The organism is Imbroritus primus (assembly GCF_964332355.1).
Taxonomy (GTDB): Bacteria; Pseudomonadota; Gammaproteobacteria; order Burkholderiales; family Burkholderiaceae; genus Imbroritus; species Imbroritus primus.
In genome coordinates this window covers 2,833,765-2,856,154 of sequence record NZ_OZ201293.1, presented here as the reverse complement: position 1 = coordinate 2,856,154, position 22,390 = coordinate 2,833,765, and the positions used below count along the sequence as shown (strand labels likewise).

Below are 22,390 nucleotides of genomic sequence, written 5' to 3'. Positions count from 1 at the left end.
CTTAATCCCTGGAAAGAGCTTTGGAGGTCAGCATCGCTTCGCTGGCGGCACCGTTCCAGTTACCTTCGGTCTTGCCATCGGTGTTGTTCTGCGAGGGCGGCTGGGTACGCGTATGGGTCGGCGCCTTGCCGGTCTTGCGGTACCACCAGTCGACCACGGCGGGCACGATGCCGCGCGGCAGGAAGAACACGATCAGGATCATGGCGATGCCGTAGACGATCCACTGTACTTCGGGACCAGCCACGGTCCGCAGACCCACCGGCAAGATGCCGAAGATGATGCCGCCGACGATCGGACCGGCCAGGGTGCCCTTGCCGCCCGTCACCACCATGATGACCATCGTCACCGTGTAGATGAACAGGAAGATGTCCGGATCGATGATGCGGATGTAGTGGGCATACAGTGCGCCCGCCGCACCGGCGAGGGCCGCCGACATCACTGCTGCGAACACCAGGTAGCGCGTCACGTCGATGCCGATCGAAGTCGCCAGCGATTCGTTCTCGCGCAGGGCGATCATGGCGCGGCCCATGCGCGAATGCACGATGCGGCGGATCAGCACGTAGGACAGCAGCGCCAGTGCCAGCACCAGGTAGTAGTTCGGCGTCTTGGCCCAGAACGTGGCTTCACCCAGCAGCGGCAGGTTGTAGCCGGCCGGGGGGATGTTGCTCAGTGCCAGCGGGCCTTGCGTCAGGTCAACCCAGTTGAGGGCCACCAGGCGCACGACTTCCGCAAAGCTGACGGTCACGATCACGAAGTACGCGCCACGGATCTTGAACGACAGCTTGCCGACGATGTAGCCGCACAGGCCGGCGAGCGCCGTGCCGATCAGGATGCCGAGCGCCGGATGCGACGGTTCGACGATGATGCGGTACTCGTCGCTCCAGAACACCGGGATGTTGAAGCCCAGCGAGGTCAGTGCACTGGCATAGGCGCCGATGCCGAAGAACGCGATGTGGCCGAGGCTCAGCTGCCCGGTATAGCCCAGCAGCAGGTTCAGGCTCATGGCGCCCACGATGAAGATGCCGGTCGTGATGACGATATGCAGGTAGTACTGGTCAGTGAGCCATAGAGGCACGGTCAGCAGTACCGCCAGGATAATAATGGTCCAGACGTTTTTCATCCGATTCTCTCCCCGCGCGTGGCGAACAGACCAGTAGGTTTAAACATCAGCACCAGGATGATGAGGATGAACCCCATGGCATCGCGGTAGCCCGACGAGATGTAGCCCGAGCCAAGCTCTTCGGCGAACGCCAGGATGAAGCCGCCGATCGCGGCGCCCTGGATGTTGCCGAGCCCGCCCAGGATCACGATGGCAAAGGCCTTGAGCGCGGCCATGTTGCCCATGGTGGTGGTGACCACGAACACCGGACCGAGCAGCGCACCGGCTGCCGTCGCCAGGCCGGAGCCGAGCGCGAAGGTGGCGGTGTAGATCGCGTTGACGTTGATGCCCATCAGCGAGGCGGTATCGCGGTCCTGGAAGGTGGCGCGCATGGCCTTGCCGAGCGGCGACTTGTGCATCAGCAGGTAGGTTGCCAGGATCAGGCCGCCCGCCGCGAACAGCACGAACACGCGCAGCCACGACACGGCGACCGGGCCGATGATGAGCGGTTCGGTGGGGAAGGGCGTGGGGACGGACTTGGCAACGCCGCCCCAGATCAGCAGGGCAAAGTTCTGCATGGCGATCCAGCACCCGATCATGACGATCATGGTGGAATCGATATCTGCGCCGCGCATGCGACGCAGCAGTATCCGTTCGATCATGGCGCCGAGCAGAATGCCCAGCATGATCGAGAAAGCCAATGAAACGAAGAAATTCAATTCAAGCTGCGCAGCAAAGTAGTACGCCATGAAACCGCCAAAGGCATACAGTTCGCCGTGCGTGAAGTTGACGACCTTCATGATCCCGAGGATCAATGTCAGTCCGATCCCAAGGAGGGCGTAAGTCCCGCCAAGGATCAGCGCATTTGCAATGTGCTGAGTGAGTTGGTCCACTGATGTTCTCGCACGCGCCTGGGGACGAAGCAATCGCGAAAGGCGCTGGATCCGCGATATGAGGTGAAGCAGGACTGCCCCGGCCAGGCAAGGGCAGTCCGTTTTTGCCTAATGCTTTACTCGGTGCGAACGATCTTGCCGTTCTCGATCTTCACGATATGCGTGTCGGGGATGCTCTGGCCACTCTCCTTGCCAGCAGGGCCGGCCTTATTGAACTTGACCTTGCCGGTCAGGCCGCTGACCTCGACTTCCCACAGGGCGGCGCGGATCTTCTCCGGATCCGCTGCGCCTGCCTTGGCGATCGCTGCAGCGATGGTGTGGATACCGTCATAGCCACGTGCGCCTTCCGGCATACCGTTCGGGTTGATGCCGCGCTTCTTCCACTCGCCAACAAAGTACTTGGCTGCAGCGGCGTTGGACGACAGTTCCGGGAACCACGGCGTGAAGAAGGCATCGTGGTAGGTGTTGTTGGCTGCGGAGCCGGCCTGTTCGATCAGCTGGTCAGGCAGCGTGCCGCCGGTGGTGATGATGCGGCGCTTCAGGCCGAGCGATTGCGCCTGCTTGAGCAGCAGCGTCATCTGTTCCGGGCCGGTGGTGATGAACAGCGTGTCGGCATCGCTGCCGCGCAGGGTCGACAGCTGGGCCGTCATGTCCTGGGCTGCGGCGTCCATGTTCAGCGTGCGGCCGACGGAAACGCCATTTTCTTTCAGGACCTTGCCGAACTCCTGGGCGGCGCCCAGGCCCCAGTCGTTGTTCACGACGAGGAAGTCAACTTTCTTGATGCCCATCGGCTGGATGAAGCGCTTGAACTTCATCGCTTCCATGCCGTTGGTCGGGCTGATCCGGAACACGTACGGATTGCCCATGTTGGTGATCTTGTCCGAGCTGGAGGTTTCCACCACCATCGGCACTTTGTATTCCATCAGCTTGGGCATGGCCGCAAGCGTGTAGGTCGAGCTCCACGCACCCATCAGGACCGGCACCTTGTCGCGCACGATCAGCTTTTCGGTCGCGTTGGCCGCTTCCGTCGGGTTGCTCTTGTTGTCCTCGATCACCAGCTCGATCTTGCTGCCGAGAACGCCGCCCTTGGCGTTGATCTCGTCAGCGGCGATCTTGGCGCCGTTGGTCACGAAATTACCGGAGGCAGCCACCACGCCAGTCAGCGGCTGGTTGACCCCGATCTTGATTACCCCGCCCGACTGGGCTCCCGCGCTGAACGCAAAGCAAGCTGCTGCCGCGCCCAGTGTCATCCTAAAAAATGCCTTACTCATGCTGCTTTCTCCTCGTGTGTCATGCCATACCAATGAAACAACAACGGAACTTCGCGAATGAACAACGCAACGACGCTATGTTAGATAGCACTATCAATCTAACAATAGAATGACTATATATCAATACCTTTTGACCCCAGTTATGGTTTGTACTGATATGTGGTGGTAGGTGCCCGATTGCCCGCGCGAATGTGGGGCGGAAGAAGACCCAGAGTAGCACCGAATCACGGATCACGTGAAGCTGGTGCAGATGTGCATTCTATTGCGTGTTGCGAGGTGTTATATGCAAATAGCGTGCCGGAGAGAGATGCTCAGTATGCTGTAAATTTTTCTGGGAATCTATTTACTAATATTCTATAAATGGTATCTTAGGATCAATGGTGCGGCGTGCCCGCCGCTGCCACGCTGGTCTGCGGCACACGCGAGACCAGCGGCGCGAGAAGATCGCCGAGGAAGTGGGCGAAGTGGTGACAGGACGCGCAAGCGCGGGGCAAGTTGCACCGATATGGACGATTGCCCTGCGCCAGCATGGCGCACCGCTGTGGCATCCATGCAGTAAACGACGACACGCAAGCAACGCGCGACAACAGACAGCAAGGCAATCACCATCAGGCCGCTCAGGGCGGCGAAGGAGTGTGGGCAGGTATGAGCAAGACGGCACGTTTGACCCGGGTGGTGCGATTTGGCGATGCCAAGCCAGATCTTCCCCGCAACACTTTGTTCCATGCTGGTCCGCCGTATGCCGGCGAGCCGCCGCAGGCGGTGCGCAACACCGCGCTGCAGGCCGCGGTGATCGGCGGCCTGGCGGCGGATACCGCCACAGCCGCGCGCCTACTGGACGAAGGGGCGCTGCGCCTCGCGCCCGCGCAGGACGTCGACCTGGTCGTGCCGCTGGCACAGGTGGTCACTCCCAGCATGTGGTGCTTCGAAGTCAGCGATGGCACGCATACCACCTATGCGCCGATCAGCGAGGGTCCGCCGCCCGCGTTGCGCTTCGGTTCGGACGATCCGGTTTGCGTGGCGCGCGCCCGCGACTGGTGTGCCACCGTGGCGGAAGCCTTCAATCCGCTGCTGGCCCAGCGTCCGCTGGATCCGCACGCACTGATGCGCGCGGCGCTGGAAGAGGGCGACGACTGCCACGCGCGCACCATGGCGGGGAATGAACGCCTGCTGGCTGCCTTGTCCGGCCTGCCTGAGGCGCTGGTCGCCGATATCCGCACCAATCCGGGCTTCGCCCTGGGCGTGTGGATGGCCTGGAGCGCCTGGAAGGTGCGTGCCGACGGCGGCGCGCTGACGGCCATCGGTGGCAACGGCCTGCAGTTCGGCATCCGCCTGCGCGGCGAGGACCGCTGGCGCACGGTCGATGCACCGCCGCCGGTCGGCGTGTATTTCCAGCCTGACCAGGCACCGCAGTCGCTTGGCGCCATCGGCGACAGCGCCGTGGTGGATGCCTGCGGTTTCGGCGGCCAGGCGCTGCGGCATGCGCCGGCGCTGCTGGAAGAGTGGGCGGCGTTCCTGCCGGCCGACGCGACGACGCGTCCGTCCACGATCCTGAATCCGCAGACCGGCGTGATCGATCCCGACCGTATTGCAGCGAGCGGCACGCCGCCGATCATCAATCTGGCGATCCTGCACCGCAATGGCGCAGGCGCACCCATTGGCCGCGGGCACTACTGTCCGCCCGCGGCACTGTTTAAACGAGGAGAGGAGTCAAAATGAGACTGAACGGGAAGGTTGCCATCGTCACTGGTGGCGCCATGGGCATCGGCTATGCCATCTGTGAATCGCTGGCGGCGCAAGGCGCATCCATCGTGATCGCCGACCTCAAGGGCGCGCAGGCTGCAGCCGACAAGCTGATGCAGGCTGGCCACAAGGCCATCGGCGTCACGGCCGATGTGTCGAGCGAGCAGGATACGGCCGCCATGGCTGCCGCGGCGCTGGAAGCCTTTGGCCAGATCGACGTGCTGGTCAACAACGCCGCGATCTATTCGACGCTGCAGATCAAGCCGTTCGAAGAGCTGACGGTCGCCGACTGGAAGAAGATGTTCGATGTCAACGTCATCGGCCAATTCCTGTGCTGCCGCGCGGTGCTGCCGGCGTTCCGCCAGCAGGGTGGCGGGCGCATCATCAACATCTCCTCGGCGGTGGCATTCAAGGGCAACCCCGGCATGCTGCACTACGTCGCCTCGAAGGGCGCGATTGTCTCGATGACGCGCACGCTGGCCACCGAACTGGGCGAGCACAACATCCTGGTCAACAGTGTCGGCCCGGGCTTTACGCTCAGCGACGGCGTGCACCAGAACCCCGAGCTGGCCAGCAAGGTCTCCGGTTTCTCGGTTCGCAGCCGTGCGCTCAAGCGCGACATGGTGCCGGCCGACGTGGTGGGCGCGGTCTCGTTCTTCGCCGGACCGGACGCAGGCTTCATCACCGGGCAGACGCTTATCGTCGATGGCGGCGCGTACTATCACTAAACGGTGATCGCACCCCGCGGATCGTTTTTTTTGATGTAATACTCAGCCTACTGACCACTTGCCAGAACGTGGCGCTAGCGCTGAGCGGTAACAGGAGATCCCCATGAAATACGTACGAAACGTGTGGTACCCGCTGGGCTGGGCCGAGGACATCGGCCGCGAGCTGTCGCGCCACATGGTGCTGGAAGAGGCCATCGTGGTGTATCGCCGCGAAGACGGCAAGATCGCCGCCCTGCAGGACGCCTGTCCGCACCGCCTGGCGCCGCTGTCGCTGGGCAAGCTGAAGGGTGACACCATCGAGTGCGGCTACCACGGCATGACCTTCGACTGCTCGGGCAAATGCGTGCGCATCCCCGGTCAGGAGATCATTCCGGGCAACGCCGTGGTGCGCGCCTATCCGGTCGAAGAGAAGTACGGCCTCGCGTGGATCTGGATGGGCGATCCCGCGCTCGCCGATCCGGCCAAGCTGTTTCATATCGCGCAGTACGACGATCCGAACTGGCGCGCGGTCAAGGGTGGCACGTTGCGCATCGACTGCAACTACCTGTCACTGTGTGACAACCTGCTCGATCCCGCGCACGTCACCTTCGTCCACCCGAGTACGCTCGGCACGCCGGCCGGCGCCACCGTGCCGGTCAACAACGAGTACGGCGACCGCAGCATCATCGTGTGGCGCTGGATCCGCGATGCGCCCGCCATTCCGCTGTTCTCCAAGTATGGCAAGTTCACCGCCAACGTGGATCGCTGGCACTACTACAACTACACGGCGCCGTGCTTCTATGCCATTGACATGGGCTCGTGCCTGACCGGCACCATTCCCGATATGGACAAGCGCCATGAGGGCGTGCAGATGTTTGCCTGCCACCTGCTCACGCCGGTGGACGAGCGCACCGTGCTGCAGCACTGGTTCCACGTACGCAACTTCCGCACCGATGAACTCGAGATGGAAGCCGAGCTGACCGCCGACATGGACCGCGCCTTCAATGAAGACAAGGTCGTGCTCCAGCGCATCCAGCTTGAAGAGGAGCGCGAAGCCGCGCGTGGCAAGCCTTACAAGCGTATCGTGCTCGGCATCGATGCCGCGCCGCGCCGCATGCGTAAAATGATCGACCAGATGATCGCGGAAGAAGAACAGGCCGGTGGTATCGGTGCCATCCCGGTCAAGCTGGAAACCGCGAGCGCCTGACCGGCGGCCTGGACGCGATTGTCCGGGAGGGCGGAATGCGGCCAGTGCCGCGCTCCGCCCAGCGGGCCCCACGTGGAGAGAGTGAGATGGTGAATGTGACGTATATCGACCCGGCAGGTGAAGCGCTGACGCTTGGTCTGCCGGAAGGGTGGAGCCTGATGCAGGGTGCCGTGGCCAACGGTGTCGACGGCATCGTGGGTGAATGCGGCGGCTCGTGCGTCTGCGCGACATGCCACTGCTATGTGGAAGAAGCGCGGCTGGCCGACCTGTCGCCTGCCTCGGCAGATGAACTGGACCTGCTCGACAGTCTGCCCGAAGGACGCCAGGCCAACAGCCGGCTGGCGTGCCAGATCAAGGCCAGCCCGGCCATCGAAGGGCTGGTGGTCACAGTGGCGCCGGTGCAGGTATGAGCATGGACCCGCATATCATCATCGTCGGCGCCGGGCAGGCCGGCCTGCAGGCCAGTGAAACCCTGCGCGCCGGCGGCTATGAGGGACAGCTCACCGTGCTCGGCGACGAGCCGCATCTGCCGTATCACCGGCCGCCGCTGTCCAAGGCATGGCTGGCGGGCGACATGGCGGTGGAGCAGTTGGCCATGCGCGCGGAAGCCGCGCTGGAACGCAAGAACATTACCATCCGCACGGCCTCGCCCGTGGCGGCGCTGGATACCGCGCGGCGCCTTGTCCAGCTCGCGGATGGCACGCAGCTCAAGTACACCGGCCTGTTGCTGGCGACCGGCGCAACCCCGCGCCAGTTGCCGGGGCAGTCATCCGGGAGCGCCGACGGCTGCAAGGCCATCCGTGTCCTGCGTTCGCGTGACGATGCCAGCGCCGTGTCGGATTGCCTGCGGCGCTGCGCCGAACACGGCCTGCCGGTCGTGGTGATCGGCGGCGGTTTCATCGGGCTCGAAGTCGCGGCCACGGCGCGCAAGCTGGGCCTGCCCGTGACCGTGCTGGAGGCCGCGCCACGCCTGCTCGGGCGCGTGCTCGCGCCGGTGCTGTCCGACTGGTATGCGACCCTGCACCGCGCACGTGGCGCCGACCTGGTGCTGAATGCCCGCATCGCGGAGATCCAACCGGTCAACGATCATATTGCCGAAGTACGTCTGGCCGATGGGCAATCGTACCGCGCCGGACTGGTGCTGGTCGGTATCGGCGTCTGTGCCAACGATGCCCTGGCGCGCGCCGCCGGAATCGCGTGCGACAACGGCATCGTGGTCGACGCCTGCGGCCGGACGTCCGCGCCGGATGTGTATGCCGCCGGCGACTGCACCGCACGCCGGCTCGACGATGGCACATTGCTGCGCCTCGAATCGGTGCAGAACGCCATCGAACAGGGGCGCGCCGCGGCGGCCGGACTGCTGGGCCAAGACAAGCCATTCACCGCCGTGCCGTGGTTCTGGTCCGACCAGTACGACAAGAAGCTGCAGATCGCCGGCCTCTCGCATGGCGCCGACAGCTGGGTGGTGCGCGGCGATATGCATGCCGATACGCCGTTCTCGGTCTATCACTTCCGGCAGGGGCGGCTGGCGGCAGTCGATTCGATCAATTCCGCCAAGGAACACCTGGCTGCGCGCACCGTACTCACCATGCCTGTTCCGCCCACGCCGGAACAGGTCGGCAGCGCCGACTTCGATCTGGCCGCATTTGCCAAGGCCGCGCAGGCGGCTGCTGCCTGACGCACGCCCCTGCAACGGGCGGTACGGGCGCACGGTACGGCGGACCATAAAAAAAACGGCGGGGGTGCGATGCACGCCCGCCGTCAATCAGTTGACGTTGTACCGCTGACTGCCTTACTTCACCAGATCAACCTTGCCGCCGTTGATTTTCACCAGATAGGTGTTCGGCGTGCTCTGGCCGCTTTCCTTGCCTGCCGGGCCAACTTTCTCGAACTTGATGCGGCCGGTGATGCCCTTGAAGTCCACATTCCACAGCGCGGCGCGGATCTTCTCCGGATCGGCGGCGCCAGCCTTGGCCACGGCCTGGGCGATGGTGCGGATGCCGTCGTAGCCACGGAAGCCTTCCGTCAGGCCGGCCTTGTCGTAGTTACGCTTGTTCCATTCGGCGATGAAGGCCTTGGCGGCTGCCGGATCTTCGGCCGCTTCCGGATGCCACGGTGCGAACATCATGTTGTGCATCGTGCCTTCGGCTGCCGAACCGGCGTGGGCGATCAGCTGGTCCGGGCTTTGCGAGCCGCCCATCGTGATGATGCGCTTCTTCACGCCCAGCGACTGGGCCTGCTTGAGCACCAGCGTGAGCTGCTCCACCGCCGTGATCACGAAGATCGTATCGGCATCGCCGCCGCGCAGCTGTGACAGTTGCGAGGTGACATCCTGTGCCGTTGCATCCATCGTCAGGATGCGGCCGACCGAGCCGCCCTTGGATTTCAGCATGCGCTGCAGGGAATCGGCTGAGCCGCGTCCCCAGTCGTTGTTCACGGCCAGGATGTCGGCTTTCTTGATACCCAGTGGCGCGACATGGCGCGCAAAGCTCTGCGCTTCGATGTCGTTGGTCGGACAGATGCGGAAGATGTACGGGTTGCCCGACGTCGTGATCTTGTCTGCGCCCGAGGTCTCGACCACCATCGGCACCTTGTACTCCATGAGCTTGGGCATCACCGACAGCGTGTAAGTGGAGCTCCAGGCACCCAGCATGACCGGCACCTTGTCGCGCACGATCAGTTTCTCGGCCACGGCAGCGGCCTCGGTCGGGTTGCTCTTGTTGTCCTCGATCACCAGCTCGATCTTCGCGCCGTTGATGCCGCCCTTGGCGTTGATCTCGTCGGCCGCGATCCGGGCACCGTTGGTCACGAAGTTGCCGGATGCCGCGACGGCACCCGTCAGCGGTTGATTGACGCCGATCTTGATGACCGACTGTGCACCAGCCGTGGCCGCAAAGGTTGCGACAGCGGCGGCGAGGCTAAGTTTGATCCATGTTGTTTTCACGTCCTGCTCTCCTGCTCTGGAGATAGTCGTGCCACCCTCCGTGGCAATACTATCAAACTATAAATAGAATGACTAATATGCAATGTCGACGAGCAACTGTAGTGGTTTCTACCAAGACCTCCCTCTGTGTAGGACTATTGCTTTTGCCTATTGAAGGTGTTAAGGTACCAACAATAGTACGACGATAAAACGATACATTCTGGAGCATGCTGTGCAACAGACTGTGTATCGAATTGGGCAGATACATGTCCCGTCAGAGCTTACGCACGAACCGTGCCGGCTCATTTACCCGTAACTGAGAGGCGAAATGGATCAACTAGGAATGTCTCCCGAGGTGGTAGACGAAAAAACACTGGCCAGCGCAGTCGATGTCCTGCGCGAGATTGGCGTCGGCTTGCCGACGCTGAGCCAATTGGCCAATCCGGCAACCATCCCGCAGCGTCAGCGCGACGCGCTCAAGGGCGTGAGCCCGGATGAGCCGAATGCCGCCAACCTGTGGCGCGTGCATTGGTACAACGATGCTGCGCGCACTGGCCTGGCCGACACTCCTGGTTATCTCGTCTTGCCTGAAGCCCTCACGGGCGTGAAGGCGCGCATCATCGTGGCGCTGGGCAACCGCTTCCCGATGATTGGCGCGCACAAGGTGCTGGCCGCCTATGGCTGCCTGGTACCGCGTCTCGTCACCGGGCAGTTCAATCCGCGCGCCCACAAGGCCGTGTGGCCGTCGACCGGCAACTACTGCCGTGGCGGCGTGGCCATCTCGCGCATTCTCGGCTGCCGCGGCATCGCCGTGCTGCCGGCGGGCATGAGTCAGGAACGTTTCGACTGGCTCGAACATTGGGTCTCGGATCTGACGGACATCGTGCGCACGCCGGGCACCGAGAGCAACGTCAAGGAAATCTACGACGAGTGCGCCGCGCTGTCGACGGTGCCGGATAACGTCATCCTGAACCAGTTCTCCGAGTTCAGCAATTACATCGTCCATTACCACTGCACCGGCCAGGCAATGGACCATATCTTCCGCGATGTGCAGAGCAAAACGCCGGGCCTGCGCCTGTCGGCTTTCGTCTCGGCCACCGGTTCGGCCGGCACCATCGCCGCTGGCGACTACCTCAAGCAGCAGCACGGCGCGCGCATCGCCGCCGTGGAAGCAACCGAGTGCCCGACCATGCTGAGCAACGGCTACGGTGAGCACAACATCCAGGGCATCGGCGACAAGCATATCCCGCTGATCCACAACGTCATGAATACCGACGTGGCCATTGGCGTATCGGATCGCGGTTCGGACTCGCTCAACCTGCTGTTCAACTCCGCCGCTGGCCGCCGCTATCTGATCGAGCGCCAGAAGCTCGATCCGGCACTGGTCGACGCGCTGGCGAACATCGGCATCTCGGGTTGCGCCAACATCATCGCCGCCATCAAGATGGCCAAGCATTTCGACCTCGACGAGCGTCACGCTGTCCTGACCGTCGCCACCGACGGCTCGGCCATGTATGGCAGCGAACGTGAGCATTTCGAGCAGCGCCACTATCCTGGCAAGTTTGACGAAGTGAACGCGGGCGAAGTGTTCTCCCGCCACCTGCAGGGCGTGCAGGACGATCACCTCATCGAACTGACCTACGCAGAGCGCAAGCGCATTTTCAACCTGGGCTACTACACCTGGGTCGAGCAGCAAGGCATCACCGTGGAACAGTTCGACATGCGCAAGGACCAGGCTTTCTGGGAAGGGCTGCAGGCATCCGTGCCGGCCTGGGATCGCATGATCGAGGCATTCAATGAAAGGACGGGCGCCGTCCAGCAGTAAGCGGCGCGGCGGCCAGCACAGGAACATCAGGAGAAGGCAACATGGAAGGCACACCGTATCTGGAACTGCGGTCCAAGCTTGCGGAGCGCGACCGGAGTCTGCGTGAAAAGGTCATGTCTCTGGAAGAGGCATCGAAGCTCGTCAAGGACGGCGACAAGGTCGGCATTGGCGGCAGTACGCTGTCGCGCACACCGATGGCCATGATCTGGCAGATGATCCGCGACAACAAAAAGCATCTCGAAGTCTCGCGCTGCATCACCTCGAGCGACGGCGACCTGCTGTTCGCCTCGGGTGTGGCCGACAAGATCATCACCAGCTGGTTCAGCCAGGGCATCGTGTGGGGCATCTCGCGCGTGATGCGCCACTACGTGGAAACCGGCAAGGCCCAGTTCGAGGAATGGAGCCACCTCGCCATGGGCATGCGTTTCCGCGCCGGCGCCATGGGTGTGCCGTTCCTGCCGATGCGCGCCATGCTGGGCTCCGACGTGCTGCGCCTGCGACCGGAAGCCAAGACCATCGACTGCCCGTTCACCGGTGAAAAGCTGCTGGCCGTGCCGGCCCTGAACCCGGATGTCGCCATCATCCACGTGCAGCGCTGCGATGCCTACGGCAATGCGCAGATCGACGGCCTGTCGTTCATGGACATCGATCTGGCCCTGGCCGCCAACCGCGTGATCCTGACCACCGAACGCATTATTTCCAACGACCAGATCCGCCGCTCGCCCGACCAGACCAAGATCCCGTTCATCACGGTCGATGCTGTGGTCGAAGTGCCGTTCGGCTCCGCGCCGCACGAGTGCACCAATGTCTATGAGCCGCTGTTCAGCCACATGGACTACTACACCTCGGTGGCCAACGGCGATCCGGTCAAGGGTACGCAGGAATACATCGAGAAGTACATCCGCCAGCCCAAGTCGTGGAACGACTACCTGGGCCTGATTGGCCTGGGCGAGCTGCTGGATGCCGCACGTCGTGGAAGGAGCATTCTGAATGACTAATACCGCCAACTTCACCGCCGCCGAAATCCTCGCGGTCATGAGCTCGCGCCTGCTGAAAGAAGGGCAGGTGGTGTTCGCCGGCGTCGGCGTGCCGCTGCTGGCTGCCACCCTCGCGCAGCGCCTGCGCTGCCCGGGCCTGACCATCCTGTTCGAGGGTGGCGTGCTCGGACCGATGATCGAAGCCGGCAAGCTGCCGCCCTCGACCAACGAACAGCGCTGCACCAAGCGCGCCAACATGGTGATGAGCAGTACCGAAGTGTTGTTGCTGCTGCAGCGCGGCCATGTGGACGTGGGCTTCATGGGCGGAGCGCAGATCGACAAGTTCGGCAACCTGAACTCGTCGTACATCGGCGACCCGGCCAACCCCAAGACACGCCTGCCGGGTACCGGCGGCGGCAATGATATTGCCAGCCTGACGAACATGATCGTGGCGATGAAGCATGAGCGTCGCCGCTTCGTCGAGAAGGTCGACTTCATCACCAGCCCCGGCTGGATCGAGGGCGGCACCTCGCGTGCCGACCGCGGCCTGCCGGCTGGCGGCATGTTCCGCGTGGTGACCGATCTTGGCATCTTCGGTTTCGATGAGGAAACCAGGGCCATGAAGATCGTGGCGCTGCATCCGGGCGTCACCGTGGAGCAGGTGCAGGACAACACCGGCTTCAAGATGCTGCACGACAAGGAAATCGCCGTGACCGGCGCACCGACCGAGCGCGAGCTCGCCGAACTGCGCGCCATCGACCCGGATCGCCTCTACATCGCCTGATGGCGGCGTAAATGGAGATTGCGGAGACCGCTGGCAGCACAGGCTGCCCGCGCCAGCGGTCCCCAAGACTTGATGCACCGACTTGAACGACACGAATTGACTGGAGAATAGACATGGCTGGTTTGCACGGACAGTTCGGCATTGCCGCACGCAACTTCACCCCCTATCCGGAAATGCCGGATGCGCAAAAGCTGATCGAGTACGGCGTGCGCATGGAAGAACTCGGTTTCGATTCCCTGTGGGTCTGGGACCATATCTTCCTCGGCGTTGATCCGCACTTCCCGATTCTCGATTCGCTCACGCTGCTGACCGCCATCGCGGCCCGCACCAAGAAGATCAAGCTGTCGACCGGTATCCTGGTGCTGCCGCTGCGCAACCCGGTGGTGCTGGCGAAGGAACTGTCGACGCTCGACAACATCTCCAACGGCCGTCTGCTGATGGCCATGGCTGCCGGGTGGTACAAGCGCGAATTCGACGCCGTGGGCGTGCCGTTCGAACAGCGCGGCAAGCTGATGGGCGAAAACCTCGACATCCTCAAGCGCCTGTGGACCGAAGACATGGTGCAGGGTGAGTGGACCAACCACAAGATCCCGGCCGGCGTGATGTTCCCGAAGCCTGTCCAGAAGCCGTGTCCGATCCTGATCGGCGGCTATGCCGACCGCGTGCTCAAGCGCGCCGCCCTGGAAGGCGACGGCTGGCTGACCTACTTCTACAAGCCGGAAGCCTTCGTCGAATCGTGGGCCAAGGTCGTCAACTTCGCCAAGGAAGGCGGCAAGGATCCGGCCACGCTGATGAACGGCAACCAGCTGCCGATCATGGTGGGCAAGTCGCGCGCCGCAGTTGAAGAGACCATGATGAAGTGGCTGAACGTCGACTTCGACATCGCCCAGGGCAGCCAGTCCACCATGGACAGCGCGATCATGGGTAACGTCGACGAGTGCGTGGCACAGCTCAAGGAACATATCGACGCCGGCGTGCAGAAGCTGATCTTCGTGCCGTACAAGTACGAAATGGACCAGATCGAGATCATCGCCAAGGAAATCGTGCCGCAGCTGCGTGCCTACGCAGCCAGCAAGAAGCGCTGATCCGAAAGCTGATCCAGCCGTAGCGACGTGTTGCCAACCCGGATGCCCCGTGCATCCGGATGGCAGCATGCGCTCATTTTCCAGGAAGAGATTGATGGCAGCGAATCAGAATCCGTCCGGTATCCAGCGCACGCCGCACGCCGCCGGCGATCCCGCGTGGGCCGAACAGCAGCATGCAAAGGGCCGCCTGACGGCGCATGAGCGCCTGGAACTGCTGCTCGATGCGGGCACGTGCACGCCGCTTGGCATGGGCGTGACACAGGAAACTCGGCAGGAGACGCGCGAGGGTGCGCACAACAGCGAAGGCGTGCTGACCGCCCAGGGCGAGATCAACGGCCGCCCCGTCTGTGTGTTCGTGAAGGACATGGCGGTACGCGATGCCGCGGTCAATGAGGCGCACGCACGCAAGATTTGCCGACTCCAGGAGTTTGCCCTGGAAAGCCGCATGCCGCTCATCGGCCTGTTCGACTCTGCCGGCGCCAGTCTGGAAGCCGGCATGGGTGCCGTGGCCGGCTATGGCGCTATGTATCGCAACAGCGCCGCCGCCTCCGGCGTGATTCCGCAGGTCGGTCTGGTACTCGGTGGTTGCCCCGGTGCCGAAGCCCTGCTTCCGGCACTGTTCGATTTCGTTTTCATGGCCAATGACGACAGCAGTCTGTTCGTCAGTGGCCCCGATGTGGTGCAGGCCATCACGCACCAGACCGTCGATGCGGTCCAGCTTGGCGGCGCCGAGATCCACGCGTCACGCTCGGGCGTCGCCGATGGGCGTACCGACCATGATGTCGCAGCCATTCTTCAGCTGCGCCGTTTCCTCGCCTTCTTGCCCTCCGGCAACCGTGCCGGTGCGCCGGCCTGGCCGTGTCTCGACGACGCCGCGCGCCTTGCGCCGGTGCTCGACACGCTCCTGCCGGATGCCGCGGAAGGCAGCTACGATGTCCGCGAACTGATCACGCAGGTTGCTGATGAGGGCGACTTCTTCGAACTGCAGGCGGCCTACGCCGCTAACATCGTCACCGGTTTCGCGCGCATGCACGGCCGCGTGGTCGGTGTGGTGGCCAACCAGGCCGCCACGCTGGCTGGCGTGATCGACAGCGATGCCGCGCGCAAGGCGGCGCGTTTCGTGCAGTTCTGCGATGCCTTCGGCATCGCCGTGGTGACCTTCGTCGACACCCCGGGTTACCTGCCGGGCGTCGCGCAGGAGCAGGCCGGACTGGCGCGCCATGCCGCCAAGCTGGTGTTCGCCTACGCCCAGGCCACGGTGCCGATGGTCACCGTCATCGTCCGCCGCGCGCTCGGCGCGGCTGGCATTGCCATGGGCTCGCGCGCGCTGGGCGCGGACGTGGTGCTGGCCTGGCCGCAGGCGCGCATCGGCTTGATGGATGCCCGCGCCGCGCTGGCCCTTGACGGGCAGGGCGGCGATGCCGTTGCGGAGCAGGCCTACGCGCAGCGCGTCCTTTCGCCGGAAGCCGTGCAGGCTGGCGGCGATGTGCACGCCGTGATTGCCCCGCGCGAAACGCGCCAGCATGTGCTGGCCGCACTCGACCGGCTGGCCGGCAAGCCGCACAAGCGTGCCTTGCGCAGCCACGGCAATATTCCCCTTTAACTGGTTACCGGTAACGAAGGCGACGATGTTCTCAAAAATTCTGATCGCGAACCGTGGCGAAATCGCGTGCCGGATCATCAAGACGGCGCGCCGCATGGGCATCAAGACGGTGGCCGTGTATTCCGATGCCGACCGCCGCGCCATGCATGTGCAGATGGCCGACGAGGCGGTGCACATCGGCCCCGCGCCGGCGGCCGAGTCGTATCTGGTGATCGACAAGATCGTCGACGCCTGCAAGCGTACGGGTGCACAAGCGGTGCATCCGGGTTATGGCTTCCTGTCGGAGCGCGCGGCATTCGCGGAAGCGCTGGCGGCAGCCGGGATTGCCTTTATCGGGCCGAACCCGCGCGCCATGGAATCCATGGGCGACAAGATCGAGTCGAAGAAATGCGCGGCCGAAGCCAAGGTCTCGACGGTGCCGGGTTACCTCGGCGTGATTCGTGACGCCGATCATGCCGTCGAGATTGCCGACGAGATCGGCTATCCGGTGATGATCAAGGCGTCGGCAGGCGGCGGCGGCAAGGGCATGCGCATCGCCCATTCCGCCGCCGAGGTGGCCGATGGTTTCGCGCGCGCCAAGTCGGAAGCCGCTTCGTCGTTCGGCGATGACCGTGTGTTCGTCGAGAAATTCATCGTCGATCCGCGTCACATCGAGATCCAGGTGCTGGGCGACAAGCACGGCAATATCGTCTACCTGAACGAGCGCGAATGCTCGATCCAGCGGCGTAACCAGAAGGTGCTGGAAGAAGCGCCATCGCCGCTGCTCGACCCCGACACGCGCCGCCGCATGGGCGAGGAAGCCGTGGCGTTGGCCCGGGCCGTCGGCTATGACTCGGCCGGTACGGTCGAGTTCGTGTGCGGTCAGGACAAGTCGTTCTACTTCCTGGAAATGAATACCCGCCTGCAGGTGGAGCATCCGGTCACGGAACTGATCACCGGCATCGACCTCGTCGAGCAGATGATCCGCGTCGCGGCCGGCGAAAAGCTGCAACTGCGTCAGGAAGACATCGGCATCAATGGCTGGTCCGTGGAAAGCCGCGTGTATGCCGAAGACCCGACGCGCAACTTCATGCCCGCCACCGGCCGCCTCACGCTGTACCGCCCGCCTGCAGAAGGCGTGACCGATGGCGTGACGGTGCGCAACGACACCGGCGTGTATGAAGGCGGCGAGATCTCCATCTACTACGATCCGATGATCGCCAAGCTGGTCACGCATGCGCCGACGCGTGAACAGGCCATCGCCGCGCAAGCCTATGCGCTCGACGCGTTCGCCATCGAGGGCATCCGCCACAACATGCCGTTCCTCTCCGCGCTGATGCACCATCCGCGCTGGCGTGAAGGGCGGCTCTCGACCGCATTCATTGCCGAGGAATTCAAAGGCGGCTTCAGCTGGCCAGAGCCGGAAGGCGACCTCGCATGGCGCATGGTCGGCATCGCCGCCACGATGGACGCGCTGGTCGAGGCCCGTAGCCGCGGCGCCCTGGGTCAGCCGGCGACCATGCAGCGCGTGGTGCTGCTGGGCAAGAAGCCGCATCTGGTGACGGTGGAAACGCATGCATCGGGTTGGCAGGTGCGCCGTGCCGATGGCTCGGGCGCGCTCGATATCGCCTCCGACTGGCATCCGGGCCAGCCGGTGTGGTTCGGCACGGTTAACGGTGAAGCGGTGGCTGCCCAGGTGCGTCCGGAAGGCGAGGGCACGCAGCTCGCGCATGCCGGTGCGCGCGCCGTGATGCGCGTGCTGTCGGTGCGCGCCGCTGAACTGTTGGCGCTCATGCCCGAGAAGCAGTCGGGCGCCAGCGGCACGCAGCTGCGCAGCCCCATGCCGGCAGTGGTGGTGTCGGTGAGCGCCGAAGTGGGCCAGACCGTGGCTGCCGGCGACCCGCTTTGCGTCGTCGAAGCCATGAAGATGGAAATCACCCTCAGCGCCGAACGTGCCGGCATGGTGTCGAAGATCCTCGTGACACGCGGTGACGCCCTCGCGCTGGACGACATCATCATGGAATTCTCCTGACCTGAACCCCGCGGCAGGACCCTTGCGAGACCGCGTCCGGATGTACATCCGGACGCCCTGAACCTCATCTCGAAGATTTCACCTCGAAGAAGGCTTCTATGCAGATCGGAATACCCGCTGAAACCCGGGCAGGAGAGACACGCGTCTCCGCCACGCCCGAAACCGTCAAAAAGTACGTGAGCCAGGGACACCAAGTGGTGGTGCAATCGGGCGCCGGCCTATCTGCCAGCGTGCCGGACGCCGCCTATGAAGCCGCCGGCGCACGCATTGGTTCCGCTGCTGACGCCCTCGGCGCCGACATCGTCCTCAAGGTGCGCGCCCCCGAGCCCGCCGAACTGGCGCAGATGAAGCGCGGTGCGGTTCTGATCGGCATGCTCAACCCGTTCGATGCGGCCAACAACAGTGCCATGGCGGCGCAGTCGGTCACAGCGTTTGCGCTGGAAGCGGCGCCGCGGACTTCGCGTGCGCAGAGCATGGACGTACTTTCCTCGCAGGCCAATATCGCCGGCTACAAGGCCGTGATGGTTGGCGCGCATTACTACCAGCGCTTCATGCCGATGCTCATGACTGCTGCCGGTACTGTGAAAGCCGCGCGCGTCCTGATTCTCGGCGCCGGCGTGGCGGGCCTGCAGGCGATTGCCACTGCCAAGCGCCTCGGCGCCGTCATTGAAGCTTCCGACGTGCGGCCTGCCGTCAAGGAGCAGATCGAATCGCTCGGCGCCAAGTTCGTCGACGTGCCGTTCGAGACCGATGAAGAACGCGAGATCGCCCAGGGTGTCGGCGGCTATGCCCGTCCGATGCCCGCCAGCTGGATGCTGCGCCAGGCGCAACTGGTGCACGAGCGTGCCAAGCAGGCCGACATCATCATCACCACCGCGCTGATTCCCGGCCGTGCCGCACCCGTGCTGCTCAAGGAAGAAACCGTGCAGGCCATGAAGCCGGGCTCGGTGGTCGTCGATCTCGCTGCCGCGCAGGGGGGCAACTGTCCGCTGACCGAGGCCGACCAGGTCGTGGTCAAGCATGGTGTGACCTTCGTCGGCTACACCAACCTGCCGGCCATGGTGGCGGCGGACGCCTCGGCCCTGTATGCGCGCAACATCCTGGACTTCATGAAGCTGATCTTCGACAAGGAAGGCAAGCTTGTGATCAACCTCGAGGACGACATCGTCGCCGCCTGCATGATGTGCAAGGACGGCCAGGTGACACGCGCGCAATAACGGGGCCCCGGCCGCACGCGCCCATTACGAGATCAAGAGAGACAAGAGAGACAAGAGACAGCTATGGAACTCATCAGTCCAACCGTGATCAACCTGATCATCTTCGTGCTGGCGATCTACGTCGGCTACCACGTGGTGTGGACCGTCACGCCGGCGCTGCATACGCCGCTGATGGCCGTGACCAACGCTATTTCCGCGATCATCATCGTCGGCGCCATGCTGGCTGCCGGCCTCACCCAGACCGGCCTGGGCCAGGTCATGGGCACGCTCGCCGTTGCACTCGCGGCGGTCAACGTCTTTGGCGGCTTTCTGGTGACCCAGCGCATGCTTGAGATGTTCAAGAAGAAAGACCGCGCGGGAGACGCCAAATGAGCATGAACCTCGTCACCCTGCTGTACCTCATTGCCTCGGTGTGTTTCATCCAAGCGCTCAAGGGCCTGTCGCACCCGCGCACCGCGCGCGCCGGCAATGCCTTTGGCATGGCCGGCATGGCCATCGCCGTGGTTACTACGATTGCGCTGATCATCCGCCTCGCCAGCGACATGCAGGCAGGTCACTCCGCGAGTGGATTCAATCCGGGCCTCGCCCTGATTGCCCTCGGCGTAGTGGTCGGCGGCGGCATCGGCGCCTTCGTCGCCAAGAAGGTCGAGATGACCAAGATGCCCGAGCTGGTCGCCGCCATGCACTCGCTAATCGGCCTGGCCGCGGTGTTCATCGCTATTGCCGCCGTGGCCGAGCCCGATGCCTTCGGCATTACCGCCGCCGGCAGCCGTGACATTCCGCTGGGCAACCGCATCGAACTGTTCATCGGCACCTTCGTCGGCGCCATCACGTTTTCCGGCTCTGTCATCGCCTTCGGCAAGCTTTCGGGCAAGTACAAGTTCCGCCTGTTCCAGGGCGCGCCGGTGCAGTTCAAGGGCCAGCACATGCTCAACCTGGCGCTGGCCATCGCTATGATCGGCTTCGGCATCGCCTACTTCATGACGCAGAGCTGGACGCCGTTCATCATCATGACCGCCATCGCCTTTGTGCTCGGCGTGCTGATCATCATCCCCATCGGCGGCGCCGACATGCCGGTGGTGGTGTCGATGCTGAACTCGTACTCCGGCTGGGCGGCTGCCGGCATCGGCTTCTCGCTCAACAACCCGATGCTGATCATCGCCGGGTCGCTGGTGGGTTCCTCGGGCGCAATCCTCTCGTACATCATGTGCAAGGCGATGAATCGCTCGTTCTTTAACGTGATCCTCGGCGGCTTTGGCGGCGAGGCGGTCAGCAGCAATGCGGGTGGCGGCGAGCAGCGCAGCGTCAAGTCAGGCTCGCCCGATGACGCCGCCTTCCTGCTCGGCAACGCCGAAACCGTGCTGATCGTGCCCGGCTACGGTTTGGCCGTGGCGCGCGCCCAGCACGCCCTGAAGGAACTGACCGAGAAGCTCACGCACAACGGCGTGACCGTCAAGTACGCTATTCACCCGGTGGCGGGCCGCATGCCGGGCCACATGAACGTGCTGCTGGCCGAAGCCGAGGTGCCGTACGACCAGGTCTTCGAGATGGAAGACATCAACGGCGAGTTCGGGCAGTGCGACGTGGTGCTGGTGCTGGGCGCCAACGACGTGGTGAACCCGGCGGCCAAGACCGATCCGCAGTCGCCGATCGCCGGCATGCCGATCCTGGAGGCGTACAAGGCCAAGACCATCATCGTCAACAAGCGTTCGATGGCGGCTGGCTACGCGGGCCTGGACAATGAGCTGTTCTACATGGACAAGACCATGATGGTCTTCGGCGATGCCAAGAAGGTGGTCGAGGACATGGTCAAGGCAGTGGAGTAAACCTGCGCGGTTGCATGACGGTCCGGTACGGCAGATCGTCCACGATATTTGCCGGGCCGGACATGCCCTTGCTACACTGCATCGTAGGGAGTACAGGAGGAAGAGTCATGCAACGTTGTGAGGCGTGTTTGCAACTTGAGGTCGACGGGCGCCGGCGCACGCCCCATGATGGCTTGCGGATGGTCAACAGCCAGCCGGTGGAGCGTGTGCTGGAATCGGGCGTGCGGGCGCGCACGCTGCAGTTTGTGTGCCGCCATTGCGACACGCACTGGACCCTCTGCGACGCTGATCAGTCCCTCTTCGTGCACTGGATTGCCGCGCGCCCCGCTGGATCGCTTCCGCCGGAACTGAGCGCTGCCGTGCCCCTGCCGGCGATCCGGCCCGCGGCCTGAGCGTCGGCTGCGGCGGCAAGACCGGCGGCCCGCTCCAGTTCCGGATCTCCGGCTTCCCGACTTTCCCTTTCTATCCCCCCAGCAACGGCGACCTGCAAGGTCGCCGTTGTCGTTTACGCACGCCCGATCGCTTTTTTTAAAGTTTTACTATCATTCTATGAATAGGATGATAGAATATATTCACAGGTCCCATCCATACCATGGGATCCGGATCGAAACCAGGCAGAACCAAGCAAACAGAATAGACAGAGCAGGCAGGAGGCTATCGTGCGCGTCAGTGACATTCTCAAAGTAAAGGGCAATACGCTGTTTACCGTTTCGCCGGCGACGCTGCTGTCGGATTGCGTGATTACCATGGCCGACAACGATGTCGGTTCGCTGGTCGTGATGGAGCGCGGCGAACTGGTCGGATTGCTCACCTTCCGCGAGATCATCCATATCCTCGCGCAGCGCCAGAAGGAACAGCGCCAGGGCCCGACCCCGCCGGTCGCCGACCTGCGCGTGCGCCACGTGATGAACAGCGAGCCGATCGTCATCAACGACGACATGAACGTGATCGACCTGCGCGGCCTGATGGTGCAGCATCACCAGCGCTACATGCCGGTGGTACGCCAGGGCACGCTGCTGGGCGTGGTGTCGTTCCATGATGTGGCCAAGGCTGTGCACGAAGAACAGGATTTCGAGAACCGCATGCTCAAGTCCTACATCGGCGACTGGCCGGTGGCGGAGGCGGCGCTGGCCTGATGCCGGCTTGCTGCGACGATGCGCAGCGTGGGCGTGGATGCCTTGCCCCCGCCACCGAGGCGCCCCGTCCTTGACGCGACGCC

The 22,390-nt window shown here is 63.6% G+C and carries 20 protein-coding genes; 16 read left to right on the top strand and 4 right to left on the bottom strand.

The window, feature by feature from the left end; genetic code table 11:
• Window position 1 precedes the first annotated feature (1 nt).
• The 3 genes from ACQ3C8_RS13100 to ACQ3C8_RS13090 form a co-directional block, all read right to left on the bottom strand.
• A complete protein-coding gene (locus ACQ3C8_RS13100; protein WP_009524039.1) occupies window positions 2-1,120 on the bottom strand; it encodes a branched-chain amino acid ABC transporter permease in 1,119 nt (372 codons plus the stop codon).
• The gene (locus tag ACQ3C8_RS13095) at window positions 1,117-1,992 is read right to left on the bottom strand and encodes a branched-chain amino acid ABC transporter permease (RefSeq protein ID WP_009524040.1); all 876 of its coding nucleotides are present in this window, start codon (window positions 1,990-1,992) and stop codon (window positions 1,117-1,119) included. The genes ACQ3C8_RS13100 and ACQ3C8_RS13095 overlap by 4 nt, the downstream gene beginning before the upstream one ends.
• Before the next feature lie 116 nt (window positions 1,993-2,108).
• Entirely contained in the window at window positions 2,109-3,242 is a 1,134-nt protein-coding gene (locus tag ACQ3C8_RS13090) for an ABC transporter substrate-binding protein (protein ID WP_428851815.1), read from the bottom strand.
• Window positions 3,243-3,908: 666 nt separating this feature from the next.
• On the opposite strand from ACQ3C8_RS13090, the gene ACQ3C8_RS13085 reads away from it, so the two are divergent.
• From ACQ3C8_RS13085 to ACQ3C8_RS13065, 5 genes are all read left to right on the top strand, one after another.
• The gene (locus ACQ3C8_RS13085; protein ID WP_428851814.1) at window positions 3,909-4,982 is read left to right on the top strand and encodes a DUF1116 domain-containing protein; all 1,074 of its coding nucleotides are present in this window, start codon (window positions 3,909-3,911) and stop codon (window positions 4,980-4,982) included.
• On the top strand, window positions 4,979-5,734 hold the full coding sequence (locus ACQ3C8_RS13080; RefSeq protein WP_009524043.1) for an SDR family NAD(P)-dependent oxidoreductase: 756 nt from the start codon (window positions 4,979-4,981) through the stop codon (window positions 5,732-5,734). The genes ACQ3C8_RS13085 and ACQ3C8_RS13080 overlap by 4 nt, the downstream gene beginning before the upstream one ends.
• Before the next feature lie 103 nt (window positions 5,735-5,837).
• The gene (locus ACQ3C8_RS13075; protein WP_428851813.1) at window positions 5,838-6,920 is read left to right on the top strand and encodes a Rieske 2Fe-2S domain-containing protein; all 1,083 of its coding nucleotides are present in this window, start codon (window positions 5,838-5,840) and stop codon (window positions 6,918-6,920) included.
• Between the two features lie 86 nt (window positions 6,921-7,006).
• Window positions 7,007-7,330, top strand: a complete 324-nt coding sequence (locus ACQ3C8_RS13070; protein WP_009524045.1) for a 2Fe-2S iron-sulfur cluster-binding protein — start codon at window positions 7,007-7,009, stop codon at window positions 7,328-7,330.
• Between the two features lie 2 nt (window positions 7,331-7,332).
• A complete protein-coding gene (locus tag ACQ3C8_RS13065; protein ID WP_428851812.1) occupies window positions 7,333-8,598 on the top strand; it encodes an NAD(P)/FAD-dependent oxidoreductase in 1,266 nt (421 codons plus the stop codon).
• Window positions 8,599-8,712: 114 nt separating this feature from the next.
• On the opposite strand, the gene ACQ3C8_RS13060 is transcribed toward ACQ3C8_RS13065, so the two are convergent.
• A complete protein-coding gene (locus ACQ3C8_RS13060) occupies window positions 8,713-9,864 on the bottom strand; it encodes an ABC transporter substrate-binding protein (protein ID WP_009524047.1) in 1,152 nt (383 codons plus the stop codon).
• A 307-nt stretch (window positions 9,865-10,171) separates the two neighbouring features.
• Between ACQ3C8_RS13060 and ACQ3C8_RS13055 the strand changes: the two genes are divergently transcribed.
• The 11 genes from ACQ3C8_RS13055 (at window position 10,172) to ACQ3C8_RS13005 (ending at window position 22,307) form a co-directional block, all read left to right on the top strand.
• Complete coding sequence (locus tag ACQ3C8_RS13055; protein WP_428851811.1) at window positions 10,172-11,668, top strand: pyridoxal-phosphate dependent enzyme; 1,497 nt, start codon at window positions 10,172-10,174, stop codon at window positions 11,666-11,668.
• Between the two features lie 41 nt (window positions 11,669-11,709).
• On the top strand, window positions 11,710-12,666 hold the full coding sequence (locus ACQ3C8_RS13050; RefSeq protein ID WP_009524049.1) for a CoA transferase subunit A: 957 nt from the start codon (window positions 11,710-11,712) through the stop codon (window positions 12,664-12,666).
• Entirely contained in the window at window positions 12,659-13,429 is a 771-nt protein-coding gene (locus ACQ3C8_RS13045; protein WP_009524050.1) for a 3-oxoadipate--succinyl-CoA transferase subunit B, read from the top strand. Before ACQ3C8_RS13050 ends, ACQ3C8_RS13045 begins: the two co-directional genes overlap by 8 nt.
• A gap of 113 nt (window positions 13,430-13,542) precedes the next feature.
• Complete coding sequence (locus ACQ3C8_RS13040; RefSeq protein WP_009524051.1) at window positions 13,543-14,514, top strand: LLM class flavin-dependent oxidoreductase; 972 nt, start codon at window positions 13,543-13,545, stop codon at window positions 14,512-14,514.
• Between the two features lie 94 nt (window positions 14,515-14,608).
• Window positions 14,609-16,117 (top strand): acyl-CoA carboxylase subunit beta, encoded by a 1,509-nt coding sequence (locus ACQ3C8_RS13035; RefSeq protein ID WP_428851810.1) that lies wholly within the window; start codon window positions 14,609-14,611, stop codon window positions 16,115-16,117.
• 25 nt (window positions 16,118-16,142) lie between these two features.
• Complete coding sequence (locus ACQ3C8_RS13030) at window positions 16,143-18,128, top strand: acetyl-CoA carboxylase biotin carboxylase subunit (RefSeq protein WP_428851809.1); 1,986 nt, start codon at window positions 16,143-16,145, stop codon at window positions 18,126-18,128.
• A gap of 98 nt (window positions 18,129-18,226) precedes the next feature.
• The gene (locus ACQ3C8_RS13025) at window positions 18,227-19,345 is read left to right on the top strand and encodes a Re/Si-specific NAD(P)(+) transhydrogenase subunit alpha (protein ID WP_428851808.1); all 1,119 of its coding nucleotides are present in this window, start codon (window positions 18,227-18,229) and stop codon (window positions 19,343-19,345) included.
• Between the two features lie 63 nt (window positions 19,346-19,408).
• Entirely contained in the window at window positions 19,409-19,717 is a 309-nt protein-coding gene (locus ACQ3C8_RS13020; protein ID WP_009524055.1) for an NAD(P) transhydrogenase subunit alpha, read from the top strand.
• Window positions 19,714-21,171 (top strand): NAD(P)(+) transhydrogenase (Re/Si-specific) subunit beta, encoded by a 1,458-nt coding sequence (locus ACQ3C8_RS13015; protein ID WP_428851807.1) that lies wholly within the window; start codon window positions 19,714-19,716, stop codon window positions 21,169-21,171. Before ACQ3C8_RS13020 ends, ACQ3C8_RS13015 begins: the two co-directional genes overlap by 4 nt.
• Before the next feature lie 107 nt (window positions 21,172-21,278).
• On the top strand, window positions 21,279-21,563 hold the full coding sequence (locus tag ACQ3C8_RS13010) for a hypothetical protein (protein WP_428851806.1): 285 nt from the start codon (window positions 21,279-21,281) through the stop codon (window positions 21,561-21,563).
• A gap of 267 nt (window positions 21,564-21,830) precedes the next feature.
• On the top strand, window positions 21,831-22,307 hold the full coding sequence (locus ACQ3C8_RS13005) for a CBS domain-containing protein (RefSeq protein ID WP_009524058.1): 477 nt from the start codon (window positions 21,831-21,833) through the stop codon (window positions 22,305-22,307).
• Window positions 22,308-22,390 lie beyond the last annotated feature (83 nt).

Excerpts from the sequence above, each read along its gene's own strand:
- ACQ3C8_RS13100 (WP_009524039.1), bottom strand. The coding sequence starts at position 1,120 with ATGAAAAACGTCTGGACCATTATTATCCTGGCGGTACTGCTGACCGTG.
- ACQ3C8_RS13090 (WP_428851815.1), bottom strand. The coding sequence starts at position 3,242 with ATGACACTGGGCGCGGCAGCAGCTTGCTTTGCGTTCAGCGCGGGAGCC.
- ACQ3C8_RS13085 (WP_428851814.1), top strand. The coding sequence starts at position 3,909 with ATGAGCAAGACGGCACGTTTGACCCGGGTGGTGCGATTTGGCGATGCC.
- ACQ3C8_RS13080 (WP_009524043.1), top strand. The coding sequence starts at position 4,979 with ATGAGACTGAACGGGAAGGTTGCCATCGTCACTGGTGGCGCCATGGGC.
- ACQ3C8_RS13075 (WP_428851813.1), top strand. The coding sequence starts at position 5,838 with ATGAAATACGTACGAAACGTGTGGTACCCGCTGGGCTGGGCCGAGGAC.
- ACQ3C8_RS13070 (WP_009524045.1), top strand. The coding sequence starts at position 7,007 with ATGGTGAATGTGACGTATATCGACCCGGCAGGTGAAGCGCTGACGCTT.
- ACQ3C8_RS13065 (WP_428851812.1), top strand. The coding sequence starts at position 7,333 with ATGGACCCGCATATCATCATCGTCGGCGCCGGGCAGGCCGGCCTGCAG.
- ACQ3C8_RS13055 (WP_428851811.1), top strand. The coding sequence starts at position 10,172 with ATGGATCAACTAGGAATGTCTCCCGAGGTGGTAGACGAAAAAACACTG.
- ACQ3C8_RS13050 (WP_009524049.1), top strand. The coding sequence starts at position 11,710 with ATGGAAGGCACACCGTATCTGGAACTGCGGTCCAAGCTTGCGGAGCGC.
- ACQ3C8_RS13045 (WP_009524050.1), top strand. The coding sequence starts at position 12,659 with ATGACTAATACCGCCAACTTCACCGCCGCCGAAATCCTCGCGGTCATG.
- ACQ3C8_RS13040 (WP_009524051.1), top strand. The coding sequence starts at position 13,543 with ATGGCTGGTTTGCACGGACAGTTCGGCATTGCCGCACGCAACTTCACC.
- ACQ3C8_RS13035 (WP_428851810.1), top strand. The coding sequence starts at position 14,609 with ATGGCAGCGAATCAGAATCCGTCCGGTATCCAGCGCACGCCGCACGCC.
- ACQ3C8_RS13030 (WP_428851809.1), top strand. The coding sequence starts at position 16,143 with ATGTTCTCAAAAATTCTGATCGCGAACCGTGGCGAAATCGCGTGCCGG.
- ACQ3C8_RS13025 (WP_428851808.1), top strand. The coding sequence starts at position 18,227 with ATGCAGATCGGAATACCCGCTGAAACCCGGGCAGGAGAGACACGCGTC.
- ACQ3C8_RS13020 (WP_009524055.1), top strand. The coding sequence starts at position 19,409 with ATGGAACTCATCAGTCCAACCGTGATCAACCTGATCATCTTCGTGCTG.
- ACQ3C8_RS13015 (WP_428851807.1), top strand. The coding sequence starts at position 19,714 with ATGAGCATGAACCTCGTCACCCTGCTGTACCTCATTGCCTCGGTGTGT.
- ACQ3C8_RS13010 (WP_428851806.1), top strand. The coding sequence starts at position 21,279 with ATGCAACGTTGTGAGGCGTGTTTGCAACTTGAGGTCGACGGGCGCCGG.